Annotated in this window: 11 protein-coding genes; 3 read left to right on the top strand and 8 right to left on the bottom strand. The window is 61.7% G+C overall.

Annotated features, from left to right (window positions below; all coding sequences use genetic code 11):
* Positions 1-75 precede the first annotated feature (75 nt).
* Positions 76-2,250: a M3 family metallopeptidase gene (locus tag Q1V57_RS14625; RefSeq protein ID WP_300532323.1), complete on the bottom strand. Its 2,175-nt coding sequence runs from the start codon at positions 2,248-2,250 to the stop codon at positions 76-78.
* Positions 2,251-2,442: 192 nt separating this feature from the next.
* Between Q1V57_RS14625 and Q1V57_RS14620 the strand changes: the two genes are divergently transcribed.
* From Q1V57_RS14620 to Q1V57_RS14610, 3 genes are all read left to right on the top strand, one after another.
* Positions 2,443-3,030, top strand: coding sequence for a DUF1134 domain-containing protein (locus Q1V57_RS14620; protein WP_300532321.1), 588 nt, complete (start codon positions 2,443-2,445; stop codon positions 3,028-3,030).
* A gap of 11 nt (positions 3,031-3,041) precedes the next feature.
* Positions 3,042-3,566, top strand: coding sequence for an N-acetyltransferase (locus tag Q1V57_RS14615; RefSeq protein ID WP_300532320.1), 525 nt, complete (start codon positions 3,042-3,044; stop codon positions 3,564-3,566).
* Positions 3,567-3,660: 94 nt separating this feature from the next.
* Positions 3,661-4,995, top strand: a complete 1,335-nt coding sequence (locus tag Q1V57_RS14610) for a hypothetical protein (RefSeq protein ID WP_300532319.1) — start codon at positions 3,661-3,663, stop codon at positions 4,993-4,995.
* 82 nt (positions 4,996-5,077) lie between these two features.
* Here the strand turns inward: Q1V57_RS14610 and Q1V57_RS14605 are convergent, their stop codons facing one another.
* From Q1V57_RS14605 to rplT, 7 genes are all read right to left on the bottom strand, one after another.
* Complete coding sequence (locus tag Q1V57_RS14605) at positions 5,078-5,752, bottom strand: hypothetical protein (RefSeq protein WP_300532318.1); 675 nt, start codon at positions 5,750-5,752, stop codon at positions 5,078-5,080.
* Between the two features lie 40 nt (positions 5,753-5,792).
* Positions 5,793-7,241: a peptidoglycan-binding protein gene (locus tag Q1V57_RS14600; protein WP_300532316.1), complete on the bottom strand. Its 1,449-nt coding sequence runs from the start codon at positions 7,239-7,241 to the stop codon at positions 5,793-5,795.
* Between the two features lie 285 nt (positions 7,242-7,526).
* Positions 7,527-8,123, bottom strand: a complete 597-nt coding sequence (locus Q1V57_RS14595) for a nucleotidyltransferase family protein (RefSeq protein ID WP_300532315.1) — start codon at positions 8,121-8,123, stop codon at positions 7,527-7,529.
* On the bottom strand, positions 8,120-10,522 hold the full coding sequence (pheT, locus tag Q1V57_RS14590) for a phenylalanine--tRNA ligase subunit beta (RefSeq protein ID WP_300532314.1): 2,403 nt from the start codon (positions 10,520-10,522) through the stop codon (positions 8,120-8,122). Before pheT ends, Q1V57_RS14595 begins: the two co-directional genes overlap by 4 nt.
* 92 nt (positions 10,523-10,614) lie before the next feature.
* Entirely contained in the window at positions 10,615-11,244 is a 630-nt protein-coding gene (locus tag Q1V57_RS14585; RefSeq protein ID WP_300532312.1) for a hypothetical protein, read from the bottom strand.
* An 8-nt stretch (positions 11,245-11,252) separates the two neighbouring features.
* Positions 11,253-12,299 carry a phenylalanine--tRNA ligase subunit alpha gene (gene pheS, locus Q1V57_RS14580; protein ID WP_366145172.1) on the bottom strand — a complete coding sequence of 349 codons (1,047 nt, stop codon included), beginning with the start codon at positions 12,297-12,299 and terminating at the stop codon, positions 11,253-11,255.
* Positions 12,300-12,647: 348 nt separating this feature from the next.
* On the bottom strand, positions 12,648-12,987 hold a 340-nt coding region (gene rplT / locus Q1V57_RS14575), incomplete at its 5' end, for a 50S ribosomal protein L20 (RefSeq protein ID WP_300532308.1).

The following is a 12,987-nucleotide window of genomic DNA, read 5'->3' as shown; positions in this document are numbered from 1 at the left end:
TTCAGGCCAGGCAAAAAGAAACGGCCGGCGGATCACTCCGCCGGCCGCTCATGTTTAGCGTTGTCCCCGCTAAAACTATTCGGTGACCGGGAAGCCGCGATCGCGCATCAGCGCGGATACGTCGGCGTCACGGCCGCGGAAGAGGCGATAGGCCTCTGCCGGGTCAATGGCATTCCGCGGCGCGAAGAGATGCTCCACCATGCGCGCTGCCAGTTCCTGATCATAATAACCGCCCGGCGCTTCCGCGAAAGCCTCGGAGGCGTCGGAGGTCAGGACGTCAGCCCACATATAGCCGTAATAGCCCGAGGAATAGCCTTCCCCGGAGAAGATATGGCCGAAGTGCGGGCTGCGGTGACGCATGACGATTTCTTCCGGCATGCCCAGGCGCGTCAGCGTCTCACGCTCGAACGTGTCGGGGTCGCCGATCTCGGCCGGATCGGTGGTGTGATAGACCATGTCCATCAACGCCGAGGCCAGATACTCGCCAGTGGCAAAACCCTGGTTGAAATTTGCCGCCGCACGGATGCGCTCGATCAACTCGGCCGGCATCGGCTCGCCGGTCTCGGCGTGCACCAGATAATTCTCGACGACCGGATCGGTCAGCAGCCAGCGCTCCAGCAGCTGCGACTGGAACTCGGTGTAGTCCCGCACACCGCCATTCAGCGTCGGATAGGCGACGTTGGAGGACAGGAAGTGCAGGGCGTGGCCAAACTCGTGGAAGAAGGTCTCGGCATCATCCCAGGACACCAGCACCGGCTCGCCCGGAGCGGGCTCGACGAAGTTGGAGTTATTGGTCGCCAGGACATTGGTCGGACCATCATAGGACGTGTGCGAGCGGAAGCTGCTGGCCCAGGCGCCCGAACGCTTACCCTGACGGGCGAAGGGGTCGAGATACCACAGGCCGATATGATCGCCGCTGGCGCGGTCGGTGACTTCCCAGACCTTCACGGTCGGGTGCCAGACGGAAACCTCGCCTTCAGGCAGCGGACGGAAATCGAAACCGAACAGCTCACCGGCGACATAGAACATGCCTTCGCGCAGATTATCGAGCTGCAGGTATTGCTTCACCTCGTCGCTATCGAGCTCATAGCGCGCCTGACGCACTTTCTCGGCATAATAGCGATAATCCCAAGGCGCGATGGTAATGCCAGCGCCCTCAGCGTCGGCGATAGCCTGCATGTCGGCGACTTCTTCCTCGATGCGCGCAACCGCAGCACCCCAGACGCCTTCCATCAGCTCCATGGCCCGGTCCGGCGTGCCCGCCATGCGGTCTTCCAGACGCCAGCTGGCATAATTCTCATAGCCGAGCAGGTTCACACGCTCATGACGCAGGCTGAGGATCTGCATGATGATGTCGTTATTGTCGAACCCGTCACCATTATCGCCACGGGAATAGTAATTGCGCCAAACCTGCTCGCGCAGCTCGCGCTCGTCGGAGAAGGTCAGGAACGGGTCCATTGAGGAGCGCGTATTGGTAACCGCATACATGCCGTCCTGATCACGCGCCGTGGCCGCAGCAGCAGACGCCTGGACATAATCATTCGGCAGACCGCTGAGCTGCTCGTCCGTGAGGTAGGTGACATAACCTTCCTCATCATTGAGCACATTGTTCGAGAAGCGCGTGTGCAGACCGGCCAGCTCCTGCTGGATCTCGGCATAACGCGCAGCCTCTTCGCCTTCCAGCGTGGCGCCATTACGGGCGAAACCGCTATAGGTCAGCTGCACGACGCGCTGCTGGTCCGGGCGAAGGCTCGCCATTTCCTCACCTTCATAGACCGCACGAACACGCGCGAAGAGCGCCTCATTCTGGGTGATCTGGGAGTTGAAGGCGGCCAGGCGCGGAGACAATTCGCGCTGCAGAGCGCGGAATTCCGGCGTCGACATGTTGGAGCCCCAAATGCCCCAATAGGAGAAGATACGGCTGAGCTCCTGGCCTCCGCGCTCCATCGCAACGATCGTATTCTCGAAGGTCGCCGGTTCCGGATTGTTCACGATGGCGTCGATCTCGGCGAGGCTGATTTCCATACCGCGCTCCACAGCCGCAGTCAGATCGCTCATCTGGGCGGTCTGGAAGTTCGGCACACCGCCATAAGGGCCGTCCCATTCCGCCAGCAGGACATTGGCCGGAGCTTCTGCCGTCGCCGCTGCTGTCGTGGTCTCGGCTTGTGTGGTGTCACCCTGTTCGGCCGGCGTGCAGGCCGCGGCCAGGAGGGCGGAAGCCCCCACCGTGATCATCATCAATTTGCGCATAACGCGACTCCCCTAATTTCACTGGCGCGCAAACTAACGGTCCCGGGCAGATTATGAAAATGAAGAAACCATCAGGCTTGGCGCACATTCACGCACCAAACCGGCCGATATTAACCAGCTGCTAACCCTTTCGCCGCTGTCTCGCCCTAATCGATTGCCACTAATCCGGCACCCGCACCCCAGGAGTTCGACATGCGTGTTTTCCTCTCCCTGATCGCAGCTTTGGCCCTGTCGCAGACCGCATTGGCGCAACAGGACCCTCAATACGGTCAACCGAGCGATTACTCCGAACCGATCGACTCCTATTCCGAGGATGAAGTGGTTGATGCCGTCGCGGATTTCTTCGGCGTCACAGCAGAAGCCGCAGCCAGCGTCCTCGAGCGTGTCTTCTCTGATCTCGGGCGCCCGGTCGGCTATGTCGCCGGAGAGGAAGTCGCCGGAGCAATTGGCGTGGGTCTGCGTTACGGCGAAGGCTATCTGACCATGAAGAATGGCGAGCGCCACAAAGTCTATTGGCGCGGCCCTTCGGTCGGCTGGGATGCCGGCGGCAATGCCAGCCGCGTCTTCGTCCTGGTGTATAATCTTGAGGACACCGACCGCCTCTTCCAGCGTTTCCCGGGAGTCGAGGGCACGGCGTATTTTGTGGCCGGCCTGGGCGTGAATTATCAGCGCGCTGATGACATCACCCTGGCCCCGATCCGTTCCGGTGTCGGCCTCCGTGCCGGCGCAAATGTCGGCTATCTGGCCTATTCCCGCAATCGGCGCTGGCTGCCCTTCTAGAACGCTTGGCCATGCAAATCCGTCCATTTGACGCTGACGACACGGCCGCCGTCAGCCATGTTCTGGATGCAGCCTTTGGCCGCTCGGTCGAGCGTCAGATCGTCATAGCCCTGCGTGCTGCCGACGCCGACACACTCGAGCTTGTCGCCGAATTGGACGGCCGGGTTATCGGCGAGATCATGTTTTCCCCGGCCAGCGGCCACACCGCGGCAGGCGAAGAGGTCTTCGGACTGGCGCTTGGCCCAGTCGCCGTCCTGCCAGAGTTTGCCAAGCGCGGTATTGGCTCGGCACTGATAGAAGCGGGGCTCGGTTTTATCCGGCAGCTGGGCGTACCGTTCTGCATCCTTTTGGCGGATCCGGACTTCTACCAGCGGTTTGGCTTTCAGCCGGCCAGCCGGAACCAGTGGATCTGGGACGGCGATACCGAGGGCAAATTCACAGAAGCATTCCAGATCCGGGTTTTCCAGCCCGACGCTCTGCCTGACATGCAAGTGACCGCAAGCTTCCACCCAGCTTTTGATCTGGACAGCGTATAGGGGACCGCCAAAACGCGGTTTCCCCTTCGCCTGAAGGTCGCGCAATGCCATAGTGTCGCGAAGGCGCGCTGCGCTGCGTAAGAAGGGGTGTTTTATGTCAAACGGTTTGATTTTGCTGGCCAGTATAGCCCTGCTGGTGGTCGTGGTTCTGGCCCGGCAAATCCCCTTACAGCTGATCGCCAGCCTGCTGGCACCGCTCGTACGCCCGGTCATGCGCCTGTTCCGGATGAAATCGGCGAGCAAGAGCAATACCGGCTCGGTCCTGGCGGCTCATACCGGACCGAGCGCCTGGGCGGCCCTGTCGCGCGCCTGCCGCCAAAGCACGGAGACTGAGCGGGCTCTGGGCGCGGACTTCCAGCACGAGGAAAAACACCTCAAACCCCAAGGCGTTCTCTTCAAGTGGATCGGGGTGATCGTCGGCTATATCAAAGTCCCGACCGAGCTCACCGATGAAGCCTCGGAACGCTATAATGAGATGGGTGCGATCTTCCTCAATGGACGCGTGCCGATCTCTGCCAATGCACAAAACCTCTATGAGGATGAGGACGGCGCCATCATTGCCACCCAATTCCCCGAGGACGCCGGCTGCTTCTACCTGCTCAACCGCATGCGCCAGGTCATCAATTCCAATGTGCGCAAGCTGACGGTGATCTTCTCGGCCATTATCGCCACCGTTCTGATCGTCAACCTGCTCTATAATGACGGGTCGGTGGTCAGTTTCGGGGCCATGTTCGGCATCAGCGGACCATTGCAGCTTGGCCCCTTCTCCATGAGCCTCGATGACTTCAACGAGGCGATCTTTGCTGCCGTCACCACTATCGGCGGCGCCTTTGCCATGTGGATCGCCTATTATGTCGAGTATGCGCCCTATCAGCGCAATAATTTCCGTGAGTTATCCAACTTCATCACGCGCTATCTGGCGCGCCTCAACGACCATTACCGTACGGCCGAAGGCAAGGCGAAATCCGTGACGGTCGGGCAGGAGAAGGACGCTGCGAAATTCTCCGCCGATGCACGCAAATGGCATACGAACATCCTTTGGATTTCGATGCGGATCTTCTTCATCGAGAGCTTTTTGCGTGGGGTTATGTTCCAGATTCTGCGCAATTCCGGATACTATCTGGTCCTGGTTCCGTTGCTTTTCACCGTGGTTTTGGCGGGCCTCAACTCCATCTTGTCTGACCTCACCGGCTTCGACACAGCGGCGCGGATCGCCGATCTCGGCCTGATCTTCGTCTTCCTCTTCGTCGTCATGGTCGCGGTCTACATCGTCTTCCTGCGCCAATCGATGACCAGTATCGACGAGATCAACCAGGATGAATGGATCGGCTTTGACAGCCTGCTGGTCGACAAGGTTCTCGGCGATGTGGTCGGCAAGTATGCCGAGGATGTCGGCTACTGGAAGAACCGCATCGGCGGCAGTTTCTAGGCGCTTCCACACCGCAAACAGAAGCGGGGCGGGATGATGCCATCCCGCCCCGTTTCTATTGCCCTGTTGTAGACGAAAGCGCCTATTGCCCGTCGCCGGCCGAGAACGGCCCGTAATAGCTGTCCACTGTCTGGGTCCGGCTATAATCGCCATAATCACGACCCTCGCCATCATGATGATCGCGACCGCGATGACCGCGGCGATAATGATACGGCTCGACGCAATCGCCGCAGGACCGCGCCACCTCCGCGCGGACATCGGCAAGCCGGTCAGCGAGATTGTGGAAGCGGACCTGGCTGTCGGACCACAGATTTTGTGACTGGGAGCAGGCGCTCTCCGTATAGTCATTCCGGATCATACACTGGTTATAGGCGCGGCAATTCTGCACCACGCTGTCATAGGAACCATCCAGCTCGGCCTCGAACTGGGCCACCAGGTAAACCACCGGATCAACATTGCCCGGTGGCGCATTGTAGAGTTCAGGAGAGCGGAAGCTGTCGGCACTGACCCCGATCGGATCATTCCCGCCCGGACCGGCGGACACATCGGCGCCGAGGGCGCGTCGGATCTGCTGGGTCGAAGCCAGGAACTGATTGCGGTCCTGCTCGTAGGACGTTGCCGAACACATCGAGCGCGCCTCGTCATCGGTATCAACGACCGGGACAATGCCGCGATGGAAGACGTGCTCATGGGTTCCGGTATGGCTGCTACAACCCGCAACGGCGAGCAGAGCCAGGCCCAATCCAAGTTTCTTCATGTGTTCACTCCCATCTCTGGGCCGCGTGACGTGAACCGCATCACGGGGCAGGATCCTCTCCGGCGGCGCGGCGGTCGGCGACCGCATCCAGATAGCAACCGGGCTGAATGGCATCGAAAACAGCGTCGCGCTCGGCTTCGTCGAGCCGCTCCTGCCACGCTTGATAGAACGGGTCGCTCGGCGATTGCGCCGCTTCGCTTTCAAGCCGGCGGGCAATACGACCCCAGCGGGCCGTCGCCGTACCGCGCAGGCCCTCATTATCGCGGATGAAGCGCGAGCGGGCATGGCCAAGTTCGGAGGCGCGGCGCAGATAGCTGTCGGCCCGTTCCGGGCTCTCGACAACGCCGCAGAGGCGGTAGCTGCCTTGCACCGTACCGGTGCCATAGACCAGGGCGAGGTTGAAATTGGCTTCCGGATGGCCGCGCGTCGCTGCGATCTCCAGCCATTCCAGCGCCATATCAACATTGAGCTCAACACCAAGACCGGTGGCGAACATGATACCCAACAGGTTCTGCGCTCCCTCATCGCGGGCCGTGATGGCCGCGTGGCAGACCAGATCCACCGTTTCCTGCGGATTGAGCGCGCCGGTCTGATCAAAACCCATATCGGCCTGGAAATCGCGCACGGCACGCCGGGTCGCCGGACCATAGGTGCCATCCACCTCTTCGGCATAATAGCCGAGCGCGGCCAAGGCCTGCTGGCGCAGCTGAAGATCAATGATCTCGCCGCCGACATTCTCGCGCGCATAACCGCGTGAAATTCGTTCGAGGCTGGCCGGGGTCGTGCGGCAGGCTTGCGCCAGGGCTGCACTCTGCAGGCGCTGCTGCGCCGTCAGCGAGGCCTGGGCGCCACCGCGGCGCGCCCCGGTCGACACCGACCGGTTCCAGGCATATTGCGCGTAATCAAGCTCACCGATGGATTGATAGGCATCGCCGATCCGCAGCCAGCACCGGGCGAGCGCAGCATTGGTCACCGGCCTGTCAAAGCCGTGACAGATATCGTCGCCGGGCGTCGGATAATAATTTCCGCCGCCATAACCGCGGCCGGTAAAGAAGCTGACCGATTCGTCGAGCGTGCGGGCGGAACTGCCCCGGCGCGAACTGGCGCCGGTCACATCATTATCGACCGGCAGGCTGCTATCGCTGCTCGGACGGCCGGAATCACCCAGCACCTGGTTGGGCGGCAAATCGGCCTGAAGATCGGAATCCGGTCCGGTATCCTGCGGGTTGACGCTGCTGCCCGCCGGCCGGGCCGACTGGGTCGATGGCAGAGCCGCGGTCGCATTGAGCAGACCGGTCTCGTTTGATTGCGGTACGACCGGTGTATTGACGGTCTGGGTCTCAATCGCCGTGTCATCGCAGGCATTATTGGCGCACAGGCCGGCGCGGTAGCTCTTCATATGAGTGAAGGACAACAGCACAACGAGACCAATCAGCACCAGCACGGTCGCTGCTGCCTGCGCTAGAAAGGCGGTCCACCGTTCCAACATTGTTTGATCCCACCCCCGGTCTTTGCGTGCGCCGCTTGATAAACAGCCGCCAAGCGGCCGGTTACGGCTTCACTTGCATCGCGCCCGGAAAGGTCTCCCTCCCCCACCGGGCCGATAACAGTGCGTTAACCATACTAAACAGGATCACAAATCTATGCCATACGCCAACCGGGATTCTGGCAAAAAAATTTATCCCCCGCAGGTTGAATAGGCAAAATTCCCCAATGGGTTGAATGATGCCGGCCCAGGTCTCGCCGCAGGGGACAAAACCGGCCCGTCCGCGGTTCAGATATCCACCAGATCAAAGCGCAATTCGGGCCAGACCGCTTTTTGCGCCGCACATTTTCGGTTCCAGCTCGCCGCGCCGGCGAGATCGGCAACCGGTTTGACGTGCAGCGATAACAGCTCGTCATAGCCAAACGGCGCGACAAGGAAGGGTCGACCATCGGGCTTGCAGGCCAGGGCAACAGAATGAGTTCTGGAGGCAAAATTGCGTACGGCATCCTCGGTGCTGCGCAGGGGGGGCCGGTTAGTGCCGTACTGCGCATTGAACCAGAGATGCACCCGTGCCTGATTGCAGGCTTCCACCTCCACACCGAGGTCCTCGCACCGGGTCACGACGCGGGCCGCGATCGCGGCCTCGCTTTCAGCGCTCAGGTCCGCAGCATCGAAATAGGCGAGATCATAGTCATTGATCCCGTGATCCGCCGGGCGACCGGTGAGCTTGTTCCAGACAGCCTTGTAGACCGACCCCGCCATGAGGGCACAGTCCGGCAAGCCCATATCAGAGACGCGCCTGAGGATTTCCGCATGCAGCGGGTTGGCCAGGACGGCGTCGAGGACAAAGGCCTCCTGCTCTGCCCTGGCTATTCTCGGCTTCATCCGCGCAGGGACCCGCCTGTCGCCTTGATGGCCTTGTCGACGATTTTCTTGGCGATGACGTCGATCTCCTCGTCAGTCAGAGTCTTATCGCGCGGCTGCAGGGTGACCTCCAGCCCGATCGAGACCTGGCCGTCCGGTACGCCCTGACCTTCATAGGTATCAAACACGGAGACGCCCGTGATCATCGCCTTGTCAGCACCCTTGGCGGCGCGGATCAGCGCATCGGCGGCCACGGACTTGTCGACCAGGAAAGCGAAATCGCGACGCACCGGGGTCAGCTCGGCCTTTTCCAGCGGCGTACGCGCCTTGAGGCCATTGCTCTTCTTGGGCTGCGGGATGTTGTCGAGCACGATCTCGAAGGCGAGGACACGGCCGTCGATATCGAGCGCCTTGAGAACGCGCGGATGGATTTCGCCAAACTCTGCGATGACATTCTTCGGCCCAAGGCGCATGACACCGGAACGGCCCGGATGCCACCAGTCGCGCGCCTCAGCCACGGTCTGCAGCGAGGCGACCGGTGCGCCGGCAGCGTTCAGCACCGCCTCAACATCCGCCTTGATGTCGAACACGTCGGGCTGGCGTGAACCGGCCCAGTGACGATCGGCATGGATCGGCAGCACGCCGGTTGCGACCAGACGCTGACCATCCGGCGCGTCAGTCAGATAGACCGGTCCCACCTCGAACAGGGCCGCATCGGCCTGACCGCGGTCGGCATTGGACTGCATGGCGGTGAGCAGGTGGATCAGCGCCGTCGGGCGCATCACGTCGAGCTCAGAAGAAATCGGATTGTCCAGCTCGAGACCTTCACCATGACCGCCGAACAGGGCGGCCTGGCTCTTCTCGGCGAAGGACCAGGTCACGGCCTCGGAATAGCCGCGGCCGGCCAGAGCACGGCGGGCATAGCGCGCACGCAATTGCATCACCGTTGCCGGCGCCTCGAAACGGCCCGGGAGGCGTTTCAGCGAGGTGGCGTTGAGATGATTGAAACCGTGGATACGGGCGACTTCCTCAACCAGGTCCGCTTTGAGGCTGCAGTCCATGCGCCAGCTCGGCACGCCCACGGTGAGCACATCGCCCTCGCCCTTCGGCTCGAAGCCAAGGGTGGCCAGGATACGGATGATCTCCTCGCGCGGCAGATCGAGACCGGTCAGGCGTTTGACTTCGGTGACCGGGAATTCGATGTCGGCCGGCTTGGCCGGTGCTTCACCGGCAATGACGACATGAGACGCCTCACCGCCACAAATCTCCAGGATCAGGCGGGTCGCGTATTCGATACCCTCACGGCAGGACTCTGGGTCCACACCACGCTCGAAGCGATACTTGGCATCACTGTCGATACCGGTCGCCTTGGCTGTCGCGCGGGTGATCAGCGGATCGAACCAGGCACTCTCGATGAAGACATCCGTAGTCCCCTCGGAACACCCCGAATAGGTGCCGCCCATAACACCGCCCAGGCCGAGGCAGCGGGCATCGTCAGCGATCACACACATGCTCTCGCCGGGTGCGTAGTCTTTGTTGTCCAGCGCTTCGAACGTGTCGGCCTCGCCGCGTCCCTTACGGGCGCGGATGACACCGCCCTCGAGCTTGGCTGCATCGTAAACATGGAGCGGGCGGCAGCGGTCATAGGAGATCAGATTGGTGATATCGGCGAGCGCATTGATCGGGCGCAAGCCGATCGCGGTCAGTGCCTTTTTCAGCCAGTCCGGGCTCTCGACATTTTTCACTCCGCGGATCATGCGGCCCATGAAGACCGGGCAGGCCTCCGGCCAGTCCAGCTCGATGGTGACCGGGCTGTCGAACGTGCCTTCGATCTCACCAACCGGGACATCCTTCAGCGTGCCGATGCCGGTAGCGGCGAGGTCGCGGGCAATACCGCGCACACCGAGCCAGTCGGGACGGTTCGGGGTCACTTCGAAATCGATAACCGGATCATCCTGACCGAGCGCGGTCACGGCCGGCGTGCCGACCTCCCAATCGCCCTCGAGGTCGATAATGCCGTCATGGTCCTCGCCGAGCTCGAGCTCCTTGGCCGAACACATCATGCCATGGCTCTCGACACCGCGGATCTTGCGCGGCTTCTTGTCGAGGGCGAAGTCGAGGCCGGGGATATAGGTGCCCAGCGGCGCGAAGACGGCACGCATTCCGGTGCGGGCATTGGGCGCACCGCAGACGATCTGCTTGATACCGTCCTTGGTCTCGACCGTGCACACGCGCAGACGATCCGCATCCGGGTGCTGCACGGCTTCCTGGACGTAGGCGACCGAGAAATCCGCGAACTTCTCCGCCGGGTTGTCGATATCTTCGATCTCTAGACCCGCCATGGTCATGGCCTTGGCGAGCTCGTCGAGGGTGGCGTCGGTCTCAAGGTGGTATTTCAGCCAGGACAGAGGGAATTTCATGGGTCGGCTCCAGCCGTCGCTTTACAGATTGATTTCGAGTTTGGCGGCCTCGGCCACCGGGCAGATCATGATCTGCGAATTGAGTTGAGACGTCATGGCGCTTCGACCTCCCCGCGGCGGGCAAAGTCCTCGGCCATTTCTTCGAACAGGTCCTCGTCCGGGCGCGGGCAAGCCTCAACCGCCTGCGGCCGCAGGCCAACGCCCCGGGTATCGGCTATCCAGCAACGCCCGAAGACCGAGCAATAACAGGTCGTCATGTCCCAATGGCTCCACTCGGCGAGGAAGGCATCGAACTCGTCTTGCGCAATGGCCTCCAGCGGCCAGGAATATTCCATCATGGTCGCCGTATCACCGGCGGCCAGGACGCGTCCGACCATGCTCGACCAGTTCAGATTGGTGCCTTGCGGCATCAAGGACATGACCTGCTCGAACTCATCCGACGGCGCCCCGTCGCGGATCAGGACGACATCATCGATCAGGGCCGGACCGACCCCGGCATTGGTGACGCTGACACCGACCTGCTGGCGCCCGTCACGCTGGCGGAAATAGCCATCGATCTGCAGCACGGGATAGACCGAACCATGCTGCTGCTCCTGCATCACCTCCTGCTGCGCCCGCATCACCCGGGCTTGCTCCCAGGCAATGAAAAGCGCCGCCGCGCCGACCAGCATGGCGCCGAAAGCGGTCAGGGATTGGTGGTTTTGTTTGAGCCAGTTGATCATAAGACCGCTTAGCTCAGCCCCGTCGCCAGGTTCGCCTGCAGCAGCGGGCTGAAGCCGTAGTGGGCCAGCCAGCGGACGTCGGAGTTGAAGAAGTCGCGCAGGTCCGGCGCTCCATATTTCAGCATCGCCAGGCGGTCCACGCCCATGCCCCAGGCAAAGCCCTGGTATTCATCCGGATCGAGACCGCAATTGCGGATCACGTTCGGGTGCACCATGCCGCAGCCGAGAATTTCCATCCACTGATTGCCCGATCCGACTTTCACGCCGGCGCCGACACGCTCGTATTTCACATCCATCTCGGCGGACGGCTCGGTGAAGGGGAAGTGGTGCGGACGGAACCGCGCCTCGACCTGGTCGGTCTCGAAGAAGGCGGAGATGAAGTCGAGCAGCACGCCCTTGAGGTGGCCCATATTGGCCTCCTTGTCGATCACCAGGCCCTCGACCTGGTGGAACATCGGCGTGTGCGTCTGGTCCCAGTCACAGCGATAAACACGGCCCGGCGCAATAATGCGGATCGGCGGCTTTTGCTTCAGCAGGGTGCGGATCTGAACCGGGGAAGTGTGCGTGCGCAGGACCTTCCGCATGCCCTCGGCATCCGGCTTCATGAAGAAGGTGTCCTGGGTGTCGCGCGCCGGGTGGCCTTCGGGGAAGTTCAGCGCGGTGAAGTTATGGAAGTCGTCCTCGACATCAGGGCCTTCTGCGACGGCGAAGCCCATATCGGCGAAGATCACGGCGAGCTCTTCCATCACCTGGGTGATCGGGTGCAGCGAGCCCTGGCGCTGCGGACGCACCGGCAGGGTGACATCAACCGTTTCCGAGGCCAGCGCCGCATCCATGGCCGCGCTCTCCAGCGTTTCAAGCTTCCTTGCGAAACGTTGGGTCAATTGCAGCTTCAGCTCATTGAGCAAGGGCGAGTAATTCACGCGTTTAACCGGATCCCTGCCAGCCTCGCGCAGCTTCGCGTTCAATTCTCCCTTTTTACCGAAGATCGCGACCTTTAGATCCTGAAACTCACTCAGCGTATCTATGCTTTCGAGGCGATCTGAGATTTGCATCCGAAGGGCTTCAACTTCGGCCTGAGCGTTTTCCTGAGCGATTTGGGTCATATCAATTCTCTGACTACTCTGGAGCCGGTTTAGCTTCTGTCATTTGCACTGTCGACCGCCCGGCGCGGTCAACAGGAGGATTGTGTCTAGCGGCTTCGCCGCGCACCCACTCCCCCGCTTCGCGGGACCTCGCCCATCGAGGGCGAGGAGGGAGCTTCATTGCCCTCCTTCCCCTTGATGGGGAAGGTGCCGGGCTGCGAAGCAGCGCGGCGGATGGGGTGCACGCCAAAGGCGCAAAGAAAAAGGCCCGCCGGCTTTGCGCTGGCGGGCCTTTTCCGGAATTTCATTCAGCCGGGTTTAGCCCAGCGCAGCGCGCGCCTGGTCGACCAGGGCCTTAAACGCTTCCGGCTCGCGGATGGCGATGTCAGAGAGGACCTTGCGGTCAACTTCGATGCCAGCCTTGGTCAGGCCGTTCATGAAAACCGAATAGGTCATGCCGTGCTCACGGGCGCCAGCATTGATGCGCTGGATCCAGAGCGAACGGAAATTGCGCTTCTTGGCGCGGCGGTCGCGATAGGCGTACTGGCCGGCTTTCTCCACAGCCTGCACAGCAGTACGGAACTGCTTGCGGCGGGCGCCGTAATAGCCTTTCGCCTTCTTGAGAACTTTCTTGTGACGGGATGCGGTCGCCGGACCG

This window comes from Maricaulis sp., assembly GCF_030149425.1.
Lineage (GTDB): Bacteria > Pseudomonadota > Alphaproteobacteria > Caulobacterales > Maricaulaceae > Maricaulis.
The sequence above is the reverse complement of the archived record's forward strand: the minus strand, read 5'-3'. Positions and strand labels throughout refer to the sequence as shown.

Excerpts from the sequence above, each read along its gene's own strand:
- Q1V57_RS14610 (WP_300532319.1), top strand. The coding sequence starts at position 3,661 with ATGTCAAACGGTTTGATTTTGCTGGCCAGTATAGCCCTGCTGGTGGTC.
- pheS (WP_366145172.1), bottom strand. The coding sequence starts at position 12,299 with ATGCAAATCTCAGATCGCCTCGAAAGCATAGATACGCTGAGTGAGTTT.
- Q1V57_RS14585 (WP_300532312.1), bottom strand. The coding sequence starts at position 11,244 with ATGATCAACTGGCTCAAACAAAACCACCAATCCCTGACCGCTTTCGGC.
- pheT (WP_300532314.1), bottom strand. The coding sequence starts at position 10,522 with ATGAAATTCCCTCTGTCCTGGCTGAAATACCACCTTGAGACCGACGCC.
- Q1V57_RS14615 (WP_300532320.1), top strand. The coding sequence starts at position 3,042 with ATGCAAATCCGTCCATTTGACGCTGACGACACGGCCGCCGTCAGCCAT.
- Q1V57_RS14620 (WP_300532321.1), top strand. The coding sequence starts at position 2,443 with ATGCGTGTTTTCCTCTCCCTGATCGCAGCTTTGGCCCTGTCGCAGACC.
- Q1V57_RS14595 (WP_300532315.1), bottom strand. The coding sequence starts at position 8,123 with ATGAAGCCGAGAATAGCCAGGGCAGAGCAGGAGGCCTTTGTCCTCGAC.
- Q1V57_RS14605 (WP_300532318.1), bottom strand. The coding sequence starts at position 5,752 with ATGAAGAAACTTGGATTGGGCCTGGCTCTGCTCGCCGTTGCGGGTTGT.
- Q1V57_RS14600 (WP_300532316.1), bottom strand. The coding sequence starts at position 7,241 with ATGTTGGAACGGTGGACCGCCTTTCTAGCGCAGGCAGCAGCGACCGTG.
- Q1V57_RS14625 (WP_300532323.1), bottom strand. The coding sequence starts at position 2,250 with ATGCGCAAATTGATGATGATCACGGTGGGGGCTTCCGCCCTCCTGGCC.